This is a genomic window from Hyphomicrobium sp. 01T421, assembly GCF_056398805.1.
On sequence record NZ_JBFTQC010000003.1, the window covers coordinates 153,699 to 174,543 of the forward strand.

Here is a 20,845-nt window from a genome sequence, read left to right on the forward strand (position 1 = left end):
GAAAATCCCGCAATTCCTGAGATCGGAGCCCGGAGATATCGGCAGTCCTCGAGTTCGACTTGCAAGCGTGGCAAGACTTTTCTCAAAATGGAGGAAGCGCGATGCGCAAAAGTGCATTCGCATACGGTTTGCTCGCAACAGCCGCGTTCTCGGCGCCCGTCTGGGCGAACGATGACGTGTCTAAGTTGTCGAGCGATCCGAATAACTGGGCCCAGCAGTCCGGCGATTATGCCGGTACGCGGTATTCGGCCCTGGACCAGATCAACACTGAAAACGTTGGTCAGCTGAAAGTGGCGTGGACGTTCTCGACGGGCGTTCTTCGTGGTCACGAAGGCGGCCCGCTCGTGATCGGTGACACGATGTACCTTCACTCGGCGTTCCCGAACATTGTGTTCGCTTTGAACCTCGCCGACGAACAGAAGATCATCTGGAAGTATACGCCGAAGCAGGACCCCTCGGTCATCCCCGTGATGTGCTGTGACACGGTTAACCGCGGCGTGCAGTATGCCGAAGGCAAGATCTTCCTCCATCAGGCCGACACCGCTCTCGTCGCTCTCGACGCGAAGACGGGTAAGGAACTGTGGAAGGTGATCGACGGCGATCCTAAGAAGGGCGAAACGGGCACAGGTGCTCCGCTTGTCACGAAGGACAAGGTGATCATTGGTATCTCGGGCGCTGAGTTCGGCGTTCGTTGCCACCTCACTGCCTACGACATCAACAGCGGCAAGAAGGTCTGGCGCGCCTACTCGATGGGCCCGGATTCTGACATCCTCGTTGATGCTGAGAAGACCATGTCGCTCGGCAAGCCGGTCGGCAAGGACTCCTCGCTCAAGACCTGGAACGGCGATCAGTGGAAGATCGGTGGCGGTTCGACCTGGGGCTACATGGCCTTCGATCCTGAACTCAACCTGATCTACTACGGCACCGGCAACCCATCTACCTGGAACCCTGCACAGCGCGCGGGACCGGATGGCAAGCCGATCGACCAGAAGTGGTCGATGACCATGTTCGCTCGTGACGTCGACACCGGTGTGGCCAAGTGGGCATACCAGATGACGCCGTTCGACGAGTGGGACTATGACGGCATCAACGAGCCGATCCTTGCTGAACTCGATTTCGATGGCGCGAAGCGTAAAACGGCAACTCACTTCGACCGTAACGGCTTCGGCTATACCTGGGATCGTGCAACGGGTGAGCTTCTCGTCGCTGAGAAGTATGACCTTGCCACGAACTGGGCAACCGGCATCGACATGGACAAGTCCTCCAAGGACTACGGCCGTCCGATCCGCGTTGCGAAGTACTCGACGTTCAAGAACGGCGCAGACTTCAACACGAAGGGCGTTTGCCCTGCAGCTCTCGGCTCCAAGGACCAGCAGCCGGCTTCGTTCTCGAAGCTGACCGGCTTGTTCTATGTTCCGACCAACCACGTTTGCATGGACTACGAACCCTTCAAGGTTTCGTATACGGCTGGTCAGCCTTACGTTGGCGCCACGCTCTCCATGTTCCCGGGTCCGGATGAACCGAAGCGTATGGGTAACTTCATTGCCTGGGACGGCACAAAGGGCAAGATCGTATGGTCGAAGCCTGAGCAGTTCTCGGTATGGTCGGGCGCTCTGACCACCGCTGGCGGCGTTGCCTTCTACGGCACGCTCGAGGGCTACTTCAAAGCCGTCGACCAGAAGGATGGCAAGGAGCTCTTCAAGTTCAAGACGCCGTCGGGCATCATCGGCAACGCTATGACTTACAGCCACGGCGGTAAGCAGTACGTTGGCGTGTTCTCGGGCGTTGGTGGTTGGGCCGGTATCGGTCTTGCTGCTGGCTTGACGAACCCGACTGATGGTCTCGGTGCCGTCGGTGGCTACGCTGGCCTCTCGGAGTACACGAACCTTGGTGGCTCGCTCACCGTGTTCGCTCTCCCATAGGACACGCGCCTAGAATTATGGGAGCCGGTGCAGGGAAACCTGCGCCGGCTCTTTGCCGTCCGGCCACGCATCAGCCAACCAACCCGATACCCTGTCTTTTCAAAAGAACGGCGCGACAAGTGGCGATATTCTTTCGCGCTGGAACGCGGCGCAAAAAGCGGGAAGCGTTCGGCGAACGGCGGCTCACCATCCATGATCTCTCTAGAATGGATTTAGGAACGGTCAGTGCGGTGGTGACCCACGCAATTCAAACGACAGGATGAAGAGGAACATCGTGAACAAGTTCAGTAAGAGACTGGCCTTCGTGCTGGTGGCCTGTGCCGCAGCCGGAGCTGCCGCTTGCCAGGAGCAGAACAAGACCGAAGAGAAGGCTGCCGCTTCGACACCCGCACCAGCTGCGACAACCGAAGCCGCTCCGGCTCCGGCTCCGGAAGCCAAGCCTGAAGCTGCCGCGACGCCAGCCGCCGAACCAGCGAAGCCCGCTGAGACGGAATCAGCTGCTCCGGCGCCCGCAGCCGAGCCCGAGAAGAAGGCAGAAGCGCCGGCCGCACCGGCCCCAGCTCAATCCGAGCAGGTCGCGCAAGCCGCACCCGCTGCAGCACCTGCTGCTCCCGCCGCCGATGCTGCCGCTCCCGCGGAGGAAGCCCCCGCTGGATCGCGTAAGCCTGATGGCGATGCCGTCTTTCCGAATCCGGTCAGCGAACTCGCCAAGAGCGAGGGCATCAAGTTTGAAGATGGCCGTTATCGCAACAAGGACGGCGATCCCGTGCCGGTTGTCACGAAGGATTACACGGTCGACTGGGGCACTTGGAACGGCTTCCGCCGGTATCACGACGCCTGCCACGTCTGCCATGGCCCGAATGCTCTCGGCAGCACCTTCGCTCCATCGCTCGCGGACAGCCTGAAGACGATGGATTACAATACGTTCATCGCGACGGTCTCCAGTGGCCGCGTCGTCAACCGCGCCGGTACGGAATACGTCATGCCGGCGTTCGGCGAAGACAAGAACATCATGTGCTACATCGACGATATCTACACGTACATCAAGGCACGTTCCCTGAACGCGACCGACAGCAAGACAGGCATGCCTGCCGGCCGTCCGAATGGCCGTGAAGATATCTCGCCCGAAGCCAAAAAGGCTGCGGAAGAATGCACGGGCTGACGATCTGGAATTTCGTCCAGTCCTCATCATATAATTGTTAGTCTGGAGCGCGTCGGCGTCGCTCCGGGCTGACAGTAAATTCGGTTATTGAAGGTTCAGGGGGGCGGGTCGCGATTGCGACGTGCCCCCCCTCCATATCGGGAGCCGCGACGTTCACGCCGCTATAACAAAAAGGTTATCAACGTGAGGAAACAAGCGCTCAGCGTTTCATTCTTTTCAGCGCCTGCATTGGCTCTGGGAATTACCGTTTCGATATTTGCTTTTCCCGTTCGTTCAAACGCCGCCGATGTGCCCAAAGCGGATCTGGTCAACAGGCAACAGCTTCGCGTTTGCGCCGATCCGGCCGATCTCCCGTTCTCGAACGACAAGGGGGAGGGCTTTGAAAACAAGATCGCCAACATCATCGGCGAGGAGCTGAAGCTTCCGGTCGTCTATACTTGGTTTCCCAAGGCAACGGGCTTCGTTCGCATGACACTTGGCGCCAAACGATGCGATCTCGTCATCGGATGGGGTCAGGGCGATGACATGGTGCTGAACACGAACGCGATCTATCGTTCGACGTCGGCTCTCATCTACAAGAAGGGCACCGGCCTCGACGGCGTCGACTCGCTCGCCGATCCTCGCCTCCAGGGCAAGAGAATCGGCGCTCAGCAGGCCTCGGCAGGGGCAACGCTCGCTGCAAAGTATGGGCTGATGTCCAACGTGCACGGCTACCCGCTGATGGTCGATCGCCGCTACGCAAATCCCGCTGAAGACATGATCAACGACATTCGCAAGGGTGAAGTCGACGCTGGAATTTTGTGGGGGCCGATCGCTGCTTACTGGGCGTCGCGCGACGGCGAACCGCTCGTTGTCGTTCCTCTTGTCAAAGACACCGGTGCAGCCAGAATCGCATTCCGCATTACGATGGGCGTGCGCAACGGCGACGATGCCTGGAAGCGCCAGCTCAACGACGTCATTCGCAAACGGCAGGGCGATATCGATAAGGTGCTGCTCGATTACGGCGTGCCGCTGTTGGTCGATGACGATACGTCGACAGAGATGATCACAAAGCCCCGAACGTCGGCTTCGGCTGAGCCGGCTCCAGCGCCGACTACGCCTTAAAAGACGCGAGACGCGAACTCGGAAGCGGCGGATTTTTTCGCCGCTTCCCGACCGTTTTAGCTCTTACTCCCTTACTTTCCTTACTCGGGCAATTTGAAAGTTTCCCGCCAAAGATGCTTCTGCCCCGCGCGCTCATGATCGTCGCGTTTATCGTTACTGCAGCGCTTTTGATGCCGATTGCAGGCACCCTCGCCGTGTCAGCGGAAGAAGATGTTTCCGGTCCTGCACCCATCGGCGAGGCGCCGCCTGAGCCTCAGTCCTACCGGACGGACAATTATCGCAAGCCCGTTCCACTGACGCTCAAAGGCGCGACGGTGCTGTCCGACAGCGAGGCAATGAAGATCTGGACTGCGAAGACGGCGGTTTTCATCGACGTCTATCCGCATGCGCCGAAACCCGAGGGCCTGCCTGCCGGTACGATCTGGCGGGACGCGTCTCACATGACAATCGAAGACGCCGTATGGCTTCCGAATGTCGGCTACGGCGTTCTGTCGGCGGAGACTGCCGCCTATTTCCAACGCAACCTCGAGACGCTGACGAAGGGCGATAAGACGAAACCGCTCGTCTTTTTCTGTCTGAAGAATTGCTGGATGAGCTGGAACGCCGCAAAGCGCGCTTTGAGCTACGGATATACGAACGTCGACTGGTATCGCGACGGCAGCGACGGCTGGCAGGAAGCCGGCGGCCTCGTCGTCGACGCTCACCCATTGCCTTGAGCTTCGAGCAGCGCTGAGGCTTGCTCTCGCTGCGCGGTCGCCGGCGCCGTGAAGTTCAATTTGATCGCAATGTGTCGCACTGGTCGCCACCTCGGCGCCACCGTTTCGAGGTGGATCGGATGTTAACGGCTTCGGGTGCGATCCGGTTGCGGGTTGTTATACGAGGCGACGGGGTGGTGTATTGCGCAGCGCAGTGTAGATTTCGCGCAGAACGCAATCTCTCAGCCAGAGAAGCGGGGATAGAGTGACACTTAACGAACTGGCGATCCTTCTGGCCGCCTTGGCGCTAGCCGCGCCGCTCGCGCGATTTTTCGGTATCGCAGCAGTTCTTGGATATCTGGTCGCGGGCGTTCTCCTCGGGCCGTATGGTGTCGGGCGGCTGTTCTCGGAGCATGACGCGCAGCAAGTTTTGCACTTTGCGGAATTCGGCGTCGTTCTGCTGCTGTTTTTGATCGGATTGGAGCTGCGCCCCAAGCGACTGTGGGCCATGCGCCAGTCCATCTTCGGTATCGGCACATTGCAGGTGGCGATCACCTCGATCGCTCTCGCGTTCGTTGGCATGCTGTTTTTCGGAAGCCAGTGGCAGCCTTCGCTGTTTGCGGGCGCGGCTCTAGCGCTTTCATCGACGGCCTTTGCTTTGCAGGTGCTCGAAGAGAACAACGAACTTTCGACCCGCCACGGCCGGCTCGGTTTCTCGGTGCTTCTGTTCCAGGACCTCGCCGCCATTCCGCTGATTGCGCTTGCGCCCTATTTCGCGGTGACGGCTGCCAAGGCGGCGCCGGTGATCGATTACTTTGCTTTCGCCAAGGGTCTCGGGACAATCGTTCTGGTCGTCGTCGTCGGGCGTTACGTGCTCGATGGCTTTTTGCGTCTCGTCGCGTTGTCGCGCGTGAAGGAGGCCATGACGGCGGCCGCGCTTCTGACGGTCGTCGGCGTCACGCTGATCATGGAAGCCGTCGGCCTGTCGGCGTCGCTCGGAGCCTTTATCGCGGGTGCTCTGCTTGCCGAGAGCAGCTACCGCCATGAGCTCGAGGCGGACATAGCGCCTTTCGAAGGCCTGCTGCTCGGGATCTTCTTCACGGCGATCGGCATGTCGCTGAATCTCGGACTTCTGGTCGCCGAGCCGGTGCTGATCATATCGCTGACGCTGACGCTGATCGTCGTCAAGGCGATAATCCTGTTCCTGCTCGGTCGCTGGCAGGGACTTGAGGCCGGACCCGCTCGCCGGTTGGCGTTTGCCCTGTCGCAAGGCGGCGAGTTTGCGTTCGTGCTGCTGTCGGTCGGGCAGGCGGCCGGCGTTCTCGGCGGTCAGCCATCGCAAATTCTCGCGGTCGTCGTCACTTTGTCGATGGCGATGACGCCGGTGCTGCTGCTGCTCGACCGCAGGCTTTCGGCGAAAGCGAAGGCGCCGACGCGCCCCTTCGATACGTTGCCGGAAAACGACGGACACGTCGTGATCGCGGGGTTCGGACGCTTTGGGCAGATCACGGCCCGCGTGCTGCGCGCGAAGGGCATTCCTTTCACGGCGCTCGACATCAGCGTGGAGCAGGTCGACTTCGTCAGACGCTTCGGCAATAAGGCCTTCTTCGGCGATGCCAGCCGGCCTGAGGTGCTGGAGGCTGCGCAGATGGACAAGGCGCGAGCGTTCGTTCTCGCGATCGATGATGTCGAAGCGTCAATGCGCGCGGCGGAATACGTCAAGAAGCAGTATCCGCACGTGCCGATCTACGCGCGTGCGCGCGACCGCATGCACGCGTATCGGTTGCTCGACCTCGGCGTTGCAGCGATCCGCCGCGAGACTTTTTTGGCGTCTTTGGACCTGACGCGCTCGTTGATGCTGGGTCTCGGGTATTCCGACCGGGTGGCGAGCCGCATCGTCAAGACCTTCCGGGATCATGACGAGCGACGTCTCAACGAAGACTACAAGTTGTCGTCAGACGTCGAGAAGCTTCTGGAGCGGGCGCGCACGTCGCAGGCGATGCTCGACAAGCTTTTTCGCGAGGACGAGGTCGAAGAGGCAAAGCTCGCCCACACCGAGAAGGGCCAGCGTGAGGGCAAAGGTTCCCGTGACGCCAAGGCCAAGGCAGACAGCATCGACCCCTTAGCGTGACACTTGGTCCCCTACGGGAATGGGTCCGGAGGGCCGGTTTTTGCCGTGCACCACGGGTCTCGCTGCGGTAGACGGGGCCGTAATCCCCCGGTAAATGTCCCCTCGACCTCACGGCGGCGCCAGCGGCGCTCATGAAAACGGATCCACCAATAGAATGAGTAAAGCCCAGATCAAGGCCGACACGGCGCCGGCAGCAAGCCTCGGGGAAATGGCCAACGCCATCCGCGCCCTGGCGATGGATGCCGTTCAGGCGGCCAATTCCGGTCATCCCGGGATGCCCATGGGCATGGCCGATGTCGCGACCGTTTTGTTCACCGAAGCGCTGAAGTTCGATGCGAGTGCGCCGGAATGGCCGAACCGCGATCGATTTGTCCTGTCGGCCGGTCACGGGTCGATGCTTCTCTATTCACTCCTCTATCTGACCGGCTACCCCGGCATGACGATCGAGGAGATCAAGAACTTCCGTCAATTCGGTTCGAAGACCGCGGGGCATCCCGAATATGGCCACGCTCCCGGAATTGAGACGACGACGGGTCCCCTCGGTCAGGGTCTCGCCAATGCGGTCGGCATGGCTCTGTCGGAACGCTTGCTCGCGGCGCGCGTCGGCGCGGATCTCATCGACTATCATACGTACGTCATCGCCGGTGACGGATGCCTGATGGAGGGCATCAGCCAGGAAGCCATTTCGCTCGCGGGGCATCTGAAGCTCGGCAAGCTGATCGTGCTCTGGGACGATAACTCGATCACCATCGACGGCGCGACGAGCCTCTCGGTCTCCGACAGTGAAGTGAAGCGCTTCGAGGCGTCTGGCTGGAACACGGCGAAGGTGGACGGCCACGATGCGGCGGCCGTCTCGGCGGCGATCAAAGCGGCCAAGGCCGATCCGTCGAAGCCGTGGCTCATCGCCTGCAAGACGCAGATCGGATACGGCTCGCCGAACAAGGCCGGTAAATCGTCGGCTCACGGCGAACCGCTTGGCGCCGAGGAGATCAAGAATACGCGCGAGAAGCTCGGTTGGCCATATGGGCCGTTCGAGGTTCCCGATCACATCCTCGCCGCTTGGCGCGGTGTCGGCCGTGCGCACGAGCAGCTTCGCGGCGAGTGGGCAAAGCGCGTATCCGCTGCGAGCCCGGAAGCGAACGCCTTGATCGCGGGACGCGATACGAAAGCGATCGTTGCGAAGGCGATCGCCGAGGCGAAGACCGCTTTCACGAGCGATACCGCCAAACGCGCGACGCGTGTCTGGTCACAGTTGACGATCGAACGGCTCGTGCCGGTTCTGCCGGAATTGATCGGTGGATCCGCTGACCTCTCGGGATCGAACGGCACGCGGACGAAGCACCACAACTCGGTTACGCCCGAAAATTTCTCGGGCAATTACATCCACTACGGCGTGCGCGAGCACGGCATGGCCGCCGCGATGAATGGGCTCGCGCTCTCGGGGTCGTTCATTCCGTACGGCGGGACGTTCCTCGTCTTCGCGGATTACTGCCGTCCTTCCATTCGTCTCTCGGCTTTGATGCAGCAGCGCGTGCTTTACGTGCTGACGCACGACTCCATCGGCCTTGGTGAAGACGGTCCGACGCATCAGCCCGTAGAGACCCTGAGTTCGCTTCGCGCGATCCCGAACGTGAATGTATTTCGTCCGGCTGATGGCGTCGAAACGGCAGAGTGCTGGGAGCTTGCGATTGCGTCCGAAGCGGCGCCGTCGGTTCTGGCCCTGTCGCGGCAAGCGGTTCCAAATCTGCGCGCGGATGGCGCTGAAAACCTCAGCGCGAAGGGCGCGTACGTTTTGAAGGCCCCGGAAGGCAAGCGCGACGTGACGTTGCTCGCGACCGGCTCCGAGGTTGGCCTCGCGGTCGAAGCGGCTGCTGCGCTGGCGAAGGATGGCATCAAGGCCGCCGTCGTCTCGATGCCGTCGTTCGAGCTCTTCCGCGCTCAGTCTGAGGCCTATCAACGTGAAGTCCTCGGCGACGTGCCGCGGATTGCAGTCGAGGCGGGCACCGCGCAGTCGTGGTACGAATGGCTTCGCAATCCGTCCGACGTCTTCATCGGCATGCGCGGTTTCGGCGCGTCGGCGCCTGCCGGCAAGCTCTATGAGCATTTCGGCATCACCGCTTCGCACGTCGTAAAAGCGGCGCGCGGCGCCATTTCGAAATCCGCATGACGCGCTGACAAACACGCATTTGATACCGGAATGGACGCGGAATGAACCTCGACAAGCTGAAGACGACGGATGGGATCGACGTCGAAGGTAAACGGGTTATCGTTCGAGCCGATCTCAACGTTCCGGTGCGAAACGGGAAAGTCACGGACGCGACGCGTCTCGAGCGGCTGCTGCCCGGCATCAACGCCCTGGCCAATCGCGGCGCGAAGGTCATCGTGATCTCGCACTTCGGACGGCCGAAGAATGGTCCTGAAGCCGAGCTGTCGTTGAAGCCTGTCGCCGAGATGATGCAACGGCTGCTCGGGCGGCCGGTTGCATTCGCCGGCGATAGCATCGGTGCGGAAGCGGCAAGTGCCGTCGGCCAGCTGAAGAACGGCGATGTCGCGCTTCTCGAGAACCTGCGTTTTCACAAGGGCGAAGAGAAGAACGATCCGGCCTTCGCGGGAGAGCTTGCGAAGCTTGGCGACATCTTCGTCGGTGACGCGTTTTCGTGTGCGCACCGCGCGCATGCGTCGACCGAGGGATTGACGCATTTTCTTCCGTCATACGCCGGGCCGCTTCTGATGGAAGAGATCAACGCCCTCAGAACCTCACTCGAAAAGCCTCAGCGGCCAACCGCTGCGGTCGTCGGCGGCGCCAAGGTTTCGACGAAAATTCCGGTTTTGACCAACCTCGTTGCGAAGGTCGATAGCCTGATTATCGGCGGCGGCATGGCGAACACGTTTCTCCAAGCGCTGGGCGTGGCCGTCGGCAAGTCTCTTGCTGAGCCGGAGTTTCACGCAACCGCGCGAGACATCATGGCTGCCGCGAAGCAGAAGGGCTGCGAAATCGTCCTGCCGGTCGATGCGGTCGTTGCGCGCGAATTCAAGGAAGGCGCCGCCAGTGAGGTCGTCGCGATCGATAACGTGCCAGCGGACGCGATGATCCTCGACGTAGGTCCGAAATCCGTTGCGCGCACCAGTGAACTCCTCGACCACACCAAAACGCTGCTTTGGAATGGCCCGCTCGGAGCGTTCGAAATTGCGCCTTTCGGCGAGGGTACGTTTGCGCTGGCGCGTGCGGCCGCTCGATTGACGAAAGCAGGAAAGCTTGTTTCGGTGGCTGGCGGCGGAGATACGGTCGCCGCTTTGAATTCGGCCGGAGTAGCAGACGATTTCACCTATGTCTCGACCGCGGGTGGTGCTTTCCTGGAATGGCTCGAGGGCCGCGAATTGCCAGGCGTCGCGGCGCTCGCGCGCTGACGGCTGATCGGCCCGCGAGAGAGCCCAGCGTTAGGAAGTAGGCTGTAATGCTCGCAGATGCTCATATCTATCTCGGCGTCGCTCTCGCGGGTCTCGCGAGCTTCCTGTCGCCGTGCGTGCTGCCGCTCGTGCCGCCCTATCTCGGTTATATCGGCGGGACGACGCTCGATCAGCTGACGGGCGACGAAAAGATAGACCGCGCCGTTTGGATGCGCGTCGTCATTTCCGCGGTGTTTTTCGTCTTGGGGTTCACGACGATATTCGTCAGCCTCGGCGCCGGAGCAAGCTCGATCGGTCAGGTGCTGCTGTCTTATCGTGCGTCGCTCGGTACGCTCGCCGGTATCGTCATCATTCTGTTCGGGCTTCATTTCCTCGGGATTTTCCGAATTCATCTTTTCTACAGTGAAGCGCGATATTCGACCGCCGCAAAGGAATCGAGCTTCCTCAGCGCCTACGTCATGGGGCTCGCGTTCGCATTCGGGTGGACGCCGTGCATTGGGCCGGTGCTCGCGACGGTTCTGACGCTTGCCGCGAGCGAGTCGAGCCTCTCGGCTGGCGTCACTCTGCTTCTCGTCTATTCGCTCGGTCTCGGCATCCCGTTCATCCTTGCCGCTATCGCGATACGGCCGTTCCTCGGTTTCATGAAGCGGTTCAAGCGCCATTTCGCGACGCTCGAAAAAGTCATGGGGCTGCTGCTAGTCGTGACGGGCCTGCTGTTCGTTTTTGGTGCGCAGAACTGGTTCAGCCAATGGATGATCGAGAACTTCCCGGCGCTGGGCAGGATCGAGTCTCTGGTCACGCCCGCTGATCTCAGCTCGGAGATTTTGAAAAAAGGATCGCCCTGACGCGGGGCCCCAGCTATACGCCCCGCTATTCAAATGAAGCCATTGGAATGAAAATGATGGCCGCCGAGACTGTTCCGATCGCCCTTACCATCGCTGGGTCCGATCCTTCCGGGGGCGCCGGTATTCAGGCCGATCTGAAAACGTTTTCCGCTTTCGGAATCTACGGTGCGACTGTCATCACGGCGTTGACGGCGCAGAACACGCTCGGGGTGACTGGCGTTCTTCCGATATCGCCCGACTTCATCGCCGCGCAGTTCCGCTCGGTCGTTTCCGATCTTAAAGTTTCGGCCATCAAAACTGGAATGCTCGGCGACGCAGCGACCGTCGAGTGCGTCGCACGCCTTCTCGCGGATGTTCCGGCTGTGCCCGTGATCGTCGATCCGGTCATGGTCGCGACGAGCGGGGATGTTCTTCTCGCGCCCGATGCCATCGACGCGGTTCGCGGCGCGTTACTTCCGAGGGCTCGCTTGATTACGCCGAACATTCCGGAGGCCAGCCGATTACTCGATGGTCCGCTGGCTGAGACCGAAGCGGATATGCGCGTGCAGGCCGAAGCGTTGATGAAATTCGGTTGCGCCGCGGTGCTTCTCAAAGGCGGTCATGGAACTGGGGCGGAAGCCGTCGATGTTTTCTTCGACGGACAAGAGCATCATGTTCTTCGCCGGCCGCGCGTCGCGACGCGGAATTCGCACGGCACGGGTTGCACGTTATCGGCGGCGATAGCGGCCTGCCTCGCGCAGGGTCAATCGATGCGCGACGCAGTGGAAAACGCAAAGCTCTTCGTCTGGCATGCGTTGTTTGCCGGTGCACAGATGCAGATCGGCAAGGGCAATGGACCGGTCGACCATAATTTTGCGCTGAGGAAAGTGTAGCTTCGCCATTCCGGGCGCGTACTTCCTAGTCGTGCGTTCAAGGCCTGTTGCGAGCGAGCACCTAAGCGCTTCGACTCGCACGTCAGGGGAAGCGTCAAGGCTTGCGCCCCATCTAGGACTTTGGCAGCTTGCGCGCGACTTCGGCATAACGCCGTTCACAGACTCCGGGGGGAGCGCCAAGCTGAGTTTCAAGGGATTGAAACGGGGCTTGGCAAGAACCGGTCCGCCTACGGCGGGCCGGTTTTTTGTTGCCATTGTTTTTGTTGCACAAGTGGCACAGGAGAGATGTTTCGGTCTCGTTGAGTGTTTCCCCACGTGGAGCTAATCACAGATGCAAGTATTGTGAGAACTAGGGTAAACGCCGTCGCAGGCGTGGGGGCAAGAGAATGCGGCACTCAAAAGCAAAAACGAATCCACTGCGTCTGGCAGCCATTGGCGCAGTTGCGGCTGCTACTTGGTCGAGCGCGGCGTCGGCGGGCGGTTTCGACATTCATGAGCAGTCGACCGTCTTCCTCGGCTCGGCATCTGCGGGCGCGGCCGCTGGCGGCAGCCTCGGCTCGATGTTCTGGAACCCGGCGGCCACTGCGCAGTTTCCGGGGCTGAATTCGGAATCGTCCTACACGCTGATCCTGCCGTACGCGAACCTCGACTTTAACAGCCCGGCGCAGGGTAGCAGCGGCAACATCGGCATCGACGCGACGACGAGCGCGAGCTACGGCGCCTATCAGGTTTCAAAAGATCTTTGGCTCGGCATCGCGATCAACTCGCCGTTCGGATTGGCGACGAAGCCTGAGAATACGTCTTACATCGGGTCGTACTTGGGCGTGACGTCCAAGCTTCTCACGATCAACGCCAATCCCACGATCGCCTACCGGATCGCACCGGGCATCACGATCGGTGCTGGCGTGCAGATCGAATGGGCACAAGCGAAGCTGCAGTTTCGCGATCCTTCCAACAACGTAGCTCAATTCGGTGGCACCGACTGGGCATTCGGCGGCACAGCTGGCATCACGCTCGAGCCGGCTGCGGGCACGACCATTGGTCTAGGCTATCGCTCGCAGATGACGCACGACCTCGAAGGCAGTTTCCATTCGGTGGCCCTCACCGATGGCACAAACGTGCCTGGAACTGCCACTGTCAATCTGCCCGATATTGTGACGTTGAGCGGACGCCAGGTCATAACGCCGACGACGCGGCTTCTCGGAACGGTCCAATGGACGAACTGGAGCCGGTTCAAAGATCTTCCGCTTTCAATCCCCGGGCATGAGCTGGCGGTTGATGCGAACTGGAGCAACGGCTGGTTTTTCTCGGTTGGCGGTGAGTACGACTATTCTCCGCTGCTGACGCTTCGCAGCGGCGTCGCTTATGAAATTTCACCGATCGATAGCGCGACAGGACGACTCGTTCAGATCCCCGATAACAATCGGATCTGGCTGAGCGTCGGTGCGAGCTACAAGTGGAGCGAGTCCATAACGCTCGACGTGGGATATTCGCACCTTTTCATCCAGGATGGCGGTGTAGAGCTATCTCCGCCGACCCTCGATGGTTCGCCCACCGGACCAACGTTCTCAGGAACGTCCCAGGCTGCGGTCGATCTCTTCTCTGTCGGTATGCGTACGAAGTGGTAGGCGGCAACCTCATCTAAGAATAAAAAAAACCGGGCCCAATGTGCCCGGTTTTTTTGTGTCTGCTGATCGAAGAAGCGTTTAAGCGGCCTCGTCGACTTTCAGCTCGTGCATGATGCTTTCGAGGATGCCTTCGAGCTTGTTCGCTGATGTTTCGAGTGCGCTTGCCGCTGAAACGACGCGGTTGGATTGCGCGGCCTGAGATTGGCTCATCGCATAAAGGCGGCCGGCGTTGCGTGCGATTTCCTCGCAGCCCTTCGGATCGAAGGGGTTGGCCTGAAGTGACCAGGCAATGTCGTGGATATCTTCCGCCGCCTTCAGGATCGCGTGCGACGGCAGAATGCTTTCGTCGACCGCAGGTCTCGCGAGCAGTGCGGCGCGCGTTTCCGCCATCTTCGCCTTGATCGCTTCAATTTCCGCCTTGAGCTGGCCGAGGAGGGCAGGCGGTTCGCGCAACGAGCTTTGCAGACGCTTGATCGCGTCTTCGAGCAGAGCGCCGTCGAGCCGGCGCGCGCGGCGTCCGTGCTCCGCCAAAAACCAGCGTCCGCGGGCGGTTTCCAGCAGCGTCGTTTCGATAGCCCGGTATTCGGTTTCGGTGTCGCTTGGGATGACCGAGGGAAGAGCCTGCATGGCCGTATTGTGCTCCGCAAAAATCAGCTTAATGGGTTACGCGATTCTCGCACCGCGTAGACACAACCTCCGGCTGAACCGAGTGGAACTTGAAGATCATTCTGAGCAGTTCGGCCTTATACGGTGACGTGAGCATTTGAGCATAAGGGACCGAGGTATGGGCGCGGTCAGACACGCGAGGTGGAGCTTCGCGGTGCCGGTCGCGTTGTTCTACGCGGCGCTGTTCGTTGTTTACGGAATGAACGTGCCCTTCATGCCCGTCTGGCTGGACTGGCGCGGGCTATCTCCCGCCGAGATCAGCATCATCGTCGCGACGCCTCTCTTTCTTCGCCTGTTCGTCACGCCGCTGATCGCCATGGCGGCCGATCGCGAGGGCGCTCACCGAAGATACCTCATCATTCTCGCGTGGCTCACCTTGGGGTTCGTGCTGGCGCTTGCCGCCTCCCAATCCTTCGGCGGCATTCTTATCTTCGCGACACTCCTCATGCTGTGCAACTCGACGATCATGCCCTTGATCGAGACGATTGCCGTGAACGGCATGCGCCATCGAGGGCTCGATTACGGCCGGATGCGTCTCTGGGGTTCGTTATCGTTCGTCGCTGCAACCTTCGCCGGCGGTGTCGTCATCAACGCGTTTGGTGGGGGCGCCGGGGTTTGGCTGGTTGCTTTCGGCTGCGGGTTGACCGTCGTCGCGGGTCACATCTTGCCGGCGGAAGAGCGGCCGGACGCGCAGACGAAGCCCTCGGCGCCGCTTTGGCAAGGTGATGCGCTTCGCGATTTGCTGAGGCAACGAGAGTTTCGCTTCTTCCTCGTCGCGGCGGGGCTCGCGATCGCTTCCCATGCCGCGTTCTACACGTTCGGTATTCTGATTTGGGAACGGCAGGGGCTTTCGGCCGCGTGGAGCGGAAGTCTCTGGGCCGTCGGCGTCTTTGCCGAGGTTTTGCTGTTTTCGGTTTCCGGTTCCGTCATTCAGCGGTTCGGCGCAGCGCAATTGATTGCAGCCGGTGCGGCCGCCGCGATCGTGCGCTGGCTCGTGATGGCGTTCGATCCGCCTCTCGCCGTGCTGCTGCCGCTGCAGATCCTGCATGGTTTGACGTACGGCGCGACGCACATCGGTGCGATCCATTTCATCCACAACACCGTCGATCGGGAGAAGCAGGGTACGGCACAGGCGCTTTACGCGACGATGTCTTCCGGGGTCGCGATGGGATGTTCGACGCTGATCGCGGGCTGGGCTTACGCGAGCGGCGGATCGATGTCGTATCTCGCGATGGTTGCCATTTCGATGGTCTCGCTTGCCGCGGGACTATGGCTCGTCAAGTCGCGCAAGGGCACGGTGTTCGGCGCGGCGAAAGTAGAAACCGCGTAACCGCGCGCGTTCAGCCCCAGAGTTGCGGCTCGGGGGGATACATGATCCCGTTTTCTACGCGCATTGCGAATTCTCGATCGCGTGCGAGCAGCAGAGGCCCGTCGAGGTCGATCCAATCCGCTTCGGAGGCGAGCAGCATCGCAGGCGCGACGGCAAGGGAGGTCGCGACCATCGAGCCTATCATGATCTTGAAGTTTTGCCGCTGCGCCGCCCGCATGAGGCTGATCGCGCCGGTCAATCCGCCGGCCTTATCGAGTTTCACGTTGACCGCATCATAAAGGCCGGCGAGGCGCGGTATGTCGGCGCCCGTATGCACGCTCTCATCGGCACAGACCGGAACCGCACGCTCGATGTGGCGTAAGGGTTCGTCACTGCCTGCGGGAAGCGGCTGCTCGATCAGTTCGATCCCGCATTCGGCGGCGACGGACACGAGATGCTGAACCGTCTCGACTGTCCATGCTTCATTGGCGTCGACGAGAAGGCGCGCATCCGGACGGGCGGCACGAACCGCCAGCATGCGAGCCTCGTCGCCTGCGCCTCCGAGTTTGAGTTTCAGAAGCGAAAGGTTCGGCACGCGCGCTGCCTTTTCGGCCATCGTCTCCGGCGCATCGAGGCTGATCGTAAATGCCGTTACTTTTGCCTCTGGCGGCGCGAGACCGGCGAGCTCGAAGACGTGCGTGCCGGTGCGCTTGCTTTCGAGATCCCAGAATGCGCAGTCGAGCGCGTTAAGTGCCGCGCCGGGTTTTAGGTGCTGCGCGAGATCGGAGCGGGTCGAAACGCGGCCGGCCAACGAACGGATGGCTTCGAGGACGCCGGTGACGCTTTCGCCATAGCGGGTATAGGGCACCGCTTCGCCGCGGCCCTGATGCGTGCCGTCTGAGACTTCGACGACGACGACCTCGGCGGCCGTTCTGGCGCCGCGTGAAATGATAAAAGCTTCCCGAAGCGGCCAGACTTCGGCTCGGGCTTCAATGGTCAGCGCGGTCATCGGTCATCGCCAGATTGGCATCGATCGTACCGACATCGGGTGACCGAAGGAGAAAGGCAAGCCCGCTACCTGATGCGGCCGGCGGCGTGGGCGAGAAACAGATATACCCGGCCGGTTTCCGAAACCAGATGTGTTTGCGCCGTGCGGCCGGATGTGTCGCGAGCTTCCGCTTCCTTGATGATGCGTTCGAAGTCGGACAGATAGCGGAAAATCGACTGCGCAAGATCGTTATCGGTTTTGACGCGCGCCGAGATCTCGTCAAAGAGCGTTCGTGCTTCCGGCGCATAGATGCTGCGTACGAGGACGTTGCGCTGGCCCGCACGGATGCGATTCCAAATGGCGCCTGCCGTCGCCTGGTCGAGCGCGCGCGCGATCATGCCGACGTCGAGACGAACGGGAGCGGGCGCAGGCGGCGGCTCCGGGGCCTGCGCGGGCGCCTCGTCCTCGTGAGAGGCGCGGGCCAATAGATCGCCCAGCGACCATCCTTCGCGTGCTTCCTGCTGTGATGCGCCTCTGCCGCGGCTCGGTGCGCCTTCCTGCTGAACGAGCGAGGAGGTCAACGATCCGCCGAGGCGAGCCGGAGCCGGGTCGGGGCGAGCCAGATCCGGCCGGGTGATTTCGCGCGGCGCGTTGGCGCGCTGGGAAATCTGCGTCAGCTGTTCGATCGCGCGCAACTGATCCTGGAGAGCGCGGCGCATGGATTCTGCTGTTTCGCGCGTGCTTGCGGGAAGGCGTGCGGCTTCCTCGCGGATGCGGGCCTGCTCGCGGGCAAGGGTGGCTGCCGCCTCCGCCGCGCGCAGGCGCGTTTCGTCGGATGCCGATGACAAGCGGGTGGTCAGGTTTTCGAATTCCCGCGAGAGTTCGCCCGATACGTTCTGGAAGCGGTTTCTCAAGTCGGAGAGCGCCCGGTCACCCTGGGCTTCAGTCTCGTGCTTGACGCGGTCGAGTTCGGCCATGAGTGCGCGCGAGCGGTTCTCGGCGCTGTCGCGAAGCTCTTCGGCGATGGCTCTCGCCTTGACTTCGATATTCGAGAACGAGCCTTCGAGGTTCGTCGAATAGCCTGCGATTGTCCGTCCGAATTCGTCGGCCTTGCCGGAGAGGCGGTCGAGCGTGTGCGAGAGTTCGGCGTGCCGCGACTGCAGCGTCGTCTCGATTTTGCTGTTCGCGCTGTCGAGTACGTTCGCGGCGTTGAGAATCTGCTGGCCTTGGTTCTCGAAGCGATCGGTGACGCCGTGAATTTGCGAGAACAGATTTTCGGCGACGTTTTGCAGGACGCCGGACTGCTTGGAGAGCCCGTCGATCGCCTTCATCGTTTGGCGCGTGATGTTCTCGCTGGTGCGGCGCACGGCGTTAATGCCGTTCATCACGGAATCGTCGAGTTCGGCTGCCTGATGCGCAATCGTATCGCGGAACGTGCGGGAATGCAGTTCGAGCGCATTGGTGAGCAGGGAAGCCTTCTCGCTGACCGCGTGATCGATGGCCGTTGTCGAGCGCACGATCTGATCGTCGAAGAGTTCGAGACGGCGCTGGAAGGCTTCATCGAGAGACCGCGTGCGCTCTACAAGTTGGCCGTCGAGGGCCTGGGCGCGGTTTGAAAGCGTCGTATCGAGTGCGCGGGCGTATTCCTCGAACACGGTCTGCAAATTTTCCGTGCGATTGCCGAGCGTGGTATCGAGCGTCTGCATATAGCCGTCGAACGTCACGCGCATCTGTTCGGTGCGGGCGCCGAGGGCAGTCGAGAATGCGGACGTGTAGTCTTCGAGAACGGACTGCAGTTGCAGCGTGCGCGATCCGACGGCATTTTCGAAGCGGCCCGTCGCGGTCGCCAAGGACCCTTCGAGGTTGGCGAGATTTTCGCCTGCGTTCGAAATGATGCCGCGCAGCGTCAGCTGCTGCTGCGAAAGCTTTTCGATGAGCGTCGGGATTTCGGTTCCGAGCGTTTTCAGCGTTTCGGTGACGTTGGTCGACGTATCGAGAAGCGCATGGCGTTCGCCGCCGAGCTCGTTGATCAGCTCGCGGATGCGGCGCTCGTTGTGCTCGTAGGAGCGCTCGAGTTCCGCGACGTGATTATGGACGAGGGCTTCGAGTTCGCCTGCACGGCCGAGGGCTCGCGACACGGCGTCGTTCATGAACGAGACCTGGCGGCGGACCGCTTGGCCGAGGCTCGCGATCGATTGCTCGGCGGTTCTGTCGGGTTCGGCGAGGCGGATCGCGACTTCGCTCATCGTCGCGGATTTGAGCGCAAGCGAAGCAATGTGCCAGTTCAGTAGAGCCAGCAGCCAGATAATTCCGATCGGCGCGACGATGGCCGTGATGGTGTAGAACGTCGCCGGATGCAGCAGCAGCGACGTGAAGGATTCGCCTGCCTGCCAACCGGGCGCCATCGTCAGTGCGCCGACGGTCAATCCGACGATGGCCCAGACGGCGCTGCCGATGGCGGCGAAGCGGAAGACTTTGCTCGAGGGCTTTTGCTCGAGTGCGTAGATCAGGCCGCCGATACTTGGGACGTCGTCGTTGGCCGCGATCTTTCCGCGTACGGGGCCTGCGGGGCGGCGGCGCGCAACGCGGCGAGAAGGTGCGTCATCGCTCGCGATTTCGTTGTCGGCCTTCAGCGGTGACGTTGGTGGCGCGGATCGCTGATGGTCGTCGCCGAGTAGCGGCGGCGGAAGGGCCAGAGGCGTGTCGATCGAGCCCTTTTGGATCGATGCTTGCCCGGCCGGCTGGGCGGTTGCTTGGCGCAGACCGTCGGGAGCGCTCAAGGTAGGCTCCGTCGATGCCGGCTGCGTTCTGCCGCCGATAGCCATGAGCTTCGCAATCTGATCCTGCGACATTGCGCAATGCCCCCCACTCGATCCGGTACGCGACACAAGCCCGTGCGCTTCAGGCCCACCGGAACTCCCATTTCGCACCCTATAAGATTTTTACTTGGTTACAAAATGGAAACACATGGGTAACCATACGGAATGTCTATGCATCTAAGGGGCTTAGCGATTTGGGCCGCGCATTGCGGCCGGATTGCGGCCAACGCGTCCCTCAGAGCCGCCTGCGGCCTCACGCCAGTAGGTTAAGTAGCGGTTTACGAAGATCGCCGAAACGCCGCGGCGCTCTTTACCCAGAGTTATCGCGCATTTGCGACCATGATTATTCAAAGGTCAGGCATGGCGAAGCTATGACCGCAGCAGTGCTAAGTGCATCGGAATGCGTATCATGGATATCCGACCGGCTCGCGCGTTCGACCTTCAGGCCCCGGAAAACCAAGGCTGTTCGAACGAATTGCCGGTCGATCTCGACCATTTGCGGCGCTACACGCTTGGGGATAAAGCGCTGGAAGACGAGGTTCTCGGGCTTTTCCTTGCGCAACTCCCCGAGACGATAGCGGCTCTCAGGTCGGCCGCTACCGAGCGGGACTGGAAAATGGCGGCGCATACCCTCAAGGGATCGAGCCGGGCGGTCGGGGCATGGCGGATAGCGCGATTGGCCCAGCAAGCTGAGGCACTTGTTTGCAGCGCCGAGCCCGAAGCGTGCTCGGACGCGATATCCAAACTGGAAGCCGCGGCGTCCGAGGCCAGTAGGTTTTTCCACCAATCCAGCAAATTAGCTTAAGCATCGGGGCAACAGCATTTGCGCGTCGCAGGGACGCGCGCCCGTTCGGCTTGAAATAGAAGCTGCGTCGATCTAAGTGTGCGCGCTAGCTAATCAACCCAATTCGCTCGAATCTGCCGAATGGCAGCCTTTTCAAGCCACAAGGACGCGCACGCAACCATGACGAAAATAACGTTCATCCAACCCGACGGCGAGAGTCAAACGGTGGAGGCGGAAAATGGTTTGACCGTCATGGAAGCTGCTAAGCTTAACGACATTGCCGGCATCGAGGCCGAGTGCGGCGGCGCCTGCGCTTGCGCAACGTGTCACGTCTACGTTGACGAAGCTTGGCGGGACAAAACCGGCAAAGCTGCCGACATGGAAGAGGACATGCTGGATTTCGCGTTCGATGTGCGCGAAGGCAGCCGGCTCTGCTGCCAGATCAAGATCACGGACGCTCTCGACGGTCTCGTCGTCCGCGTACCGGCAAAGCAGTTCTGACGTATCCTCAT

16 protein-coding genes are annotated in these 20,845 nt (G+C 61.2%); 13 read left to right on the forward strand and 3 right to left on the reverse strand.

The genetic code is table 11. The features are described 5' to 3' along the window. Positions 1-101 precede the first annotated feature (101 nt). From AC1DK3_RS17705 to AC1DK3_RS17750, 10 genes are all read left to right on the forward strand, one after another. Positions 102-1,922 carry a methanol/ethanol family PQQ-dependent dehydrogenase gene (locus AC1DK3_RS17705; RefSeq protein ID WP_477193567.1) on the forward strand — a complete coding sequence of 607 codons (1,821 nt, stop codon included), beginning with the start codon at positions 102-104 and terminating at the stop codon, positions 1,920-1,922. A 274-nt stretch (positions 1,923-2,196) separates the two neighbouring features. Further along, entirely contained in the window at positions 2,197-3,084 is an 888-nt protein-coding gene (locus AC1DK3_RS17710; RefSeq protein WP_477193568.1) for a c-type cytochrome, methanol metabolism-related, read from the forward strand. Positions 3,085-3,267: 183 nt separating this feature from the next. Next, positions 3,268-4,188, forward strand: a complete 921-nt coding sequence (locus AC1DK3_RS17715; RefSeq protein WP_477193569.1) for a substrate-binding domain-containing protein — start codon at positions 3,268-3,270, stop codon at positions 4,186-4,188. Between the two features lie 113 nt (positions 4,189-4,301). Beyond that, positions 4,302-4,904 (forward strand): PQQ-dependent catabolism-associated CXXCW motif protein, encoded by a 603-nt coding sequence (locus tag AC1DK3_RS17720; RefSeq protein ID WP_477193570.1) that lies wholly within the window; start codon positions 4,302-4,304, stop codon positions 4,902-4,904. A 244-nt stretch (positions 4,905-5,148) separates the two neighbouring features. Continuing rightward, entirely contained in the window at positions 5,149-7,014 is a 1,866-nt protein-coding gene (locus tag AC1DK3_RS17725; RefSeq protein ID WP_477193571.1) for a monovalent cation:proton antiporter-2 (CPA2) family protein, read from the forward strand. Between the two features lie 154 nt (positions 7,015-7,168). After that, entirely contained in the window at positions 7,169-9,181 is a 2,013-nt protein-coding gene (tkt, locus tag AC1DK3_RS17730) for a transketolase (protein ID WP_477193572.1), read from the forward strand. 41 nt (positions 9,182-9,222) lie between these two features. Continuing rightward, positions 9,223-10,422, forward strand: a complete 1,200-nt coding sequence (locus AC1DK3_RS17735; protein WP_477193573.1) for a phosphoglycerate kinase — start codon at positions 9,223-9,225, stop codon at positions 10,420-10,422. 47 nt (positions 10,423-10,469) lie between these two features. Then, a complete protein-coding gene (locus AC1DK3_RS17740) occupies positions 10,470-11,267 on the forward strand; it encodes a cytochrome c biogenesis CcdA family protein (protein ID WP_477193574.1) in 798 nt (265 codons plus the stop codon). 56 nt (positions 11,268-11,323) lie between these two features. After that, entirely contained in the window at positions 11,324-12,139 is an 816-nt protein-coding gene (thiD, locus tag AC1DK3_RS17745) for a bifunctional hydroxymethylpyrimidine kinase/phosphomethylpyrimidine kinase (protein WP_477193752.1), read from the forward strand. Positions 12,140-12,525: 386 nt separating this feature from the next. Continuing rightward, entirely contained in the window at positions 12,526-13,767 is a 1,242-nt protein-coding gene (locus AC1DK3_RS17750) for an OmpP1/FadL family transporter (protein WP_477193575.1), read from the forward strand. 78 nt (positions 13,768-13,845) lie between these two features. Here the strand turns inward: AC1DK3_RS17750 and AC1DK3_RS17755 are convergent, their stop codons facing one another. After that, a complete protein-coding gene (locus tag AC1DK3_RS17755) occupies positions 13,846-14,394 on the reverse strand; it encodes a hypothetical protein (protein ID WP_477193576.1) in 549 nt (182 codons plus the stop codon). A gap of 157 nt (positions 14,395-14,551) precedes the next feature. On the opposite strand from AC1DK3_RS17755, the gene AC1DK3_RS17760 reads away from it, so the two are divergent. After that, positions 14,552-15,763 (forward strand): MFS transporter, encoded by a 1,212-nt coding sequence (locus AC1DK3_RS17760; RefSeq protein WP_477193577.1) that lies wholly within the window; start codon positions 14,552-14,554, stop codon positions 15,761-15,763. A gap of 10 nt (positions 15,764-15,773) precedes the next feature. Here AC1DK3_RS17760 and dgcA read toward each other — a convergent pair whose 3' ends face one another. Both dgcA and AC1DK3_RS17770 read right to left on the reverse strand, forming a co-directional pair. Beyond that, the gene (gene dgcA / locus AC1DK3_RS17765) at positions 15,774-16,751 is read right to left on the reverse strand and encodes an N-acetyl-D-Glu racemase DgcA (protein ID WP_477193578.1); all 978 of its coding nucleotides are present in this window, start codon (positions 16,749-16,751) and stop codon (positions 15,774-15,776) included. A gap of 65 nt (positions 16,752-16,816) precedes the next feature. Further along, the gene (locus AC1DK3_RS17770; protein ID WP_477193579.1) at positions 16,817-19,582 is read right to left on the reverse strand and encodes a coiled-coil domain-containing protein; all 2,766 of its coding nucleotides are present in this window, start codon (positions 19,580-19,582) and stop codon (positions 16,817-16,819) included. A gap of 376 nt (positions 19,583-19,958) precedes the next feature. Between AC1DK3_RS17770 and AC1DK3_RS17775 the strand changes: the two genes are divergently transcribed. Together AC1DK3_RS17775 and AC1DK3_RS17780 are read left to right on the forward strand one after the other, a co-directional pair. Beyond that, the gene (locus AC1DK3_RS17775) at positions 19,959-20,354 is read left to right on the forward strand and encodes an Hpt domain-containing protein (RefSeq protein WP_477193580.1); all 396 of its coding nucleotides are present in this window, start codon (positions 19,959-19,961) and stop codon (positions 20,352-20,354) included. A 159-nt stretch (positions 20,355-20,513) separates the two neighbouring features. Further along, complete coding sequence (locus tag AC1DK3_RS17780) at positions 20,514-20,834, forward strand: 2Fe-2S iron-sulfur cluster-binding protein (protein ID WP_045837936.1); 321 nt, start codon at positions 20,514-20,516, stop codon at positions 20,832-20,834. Positions 20,835-20,845: the final 11 nt, after the last annotated feature.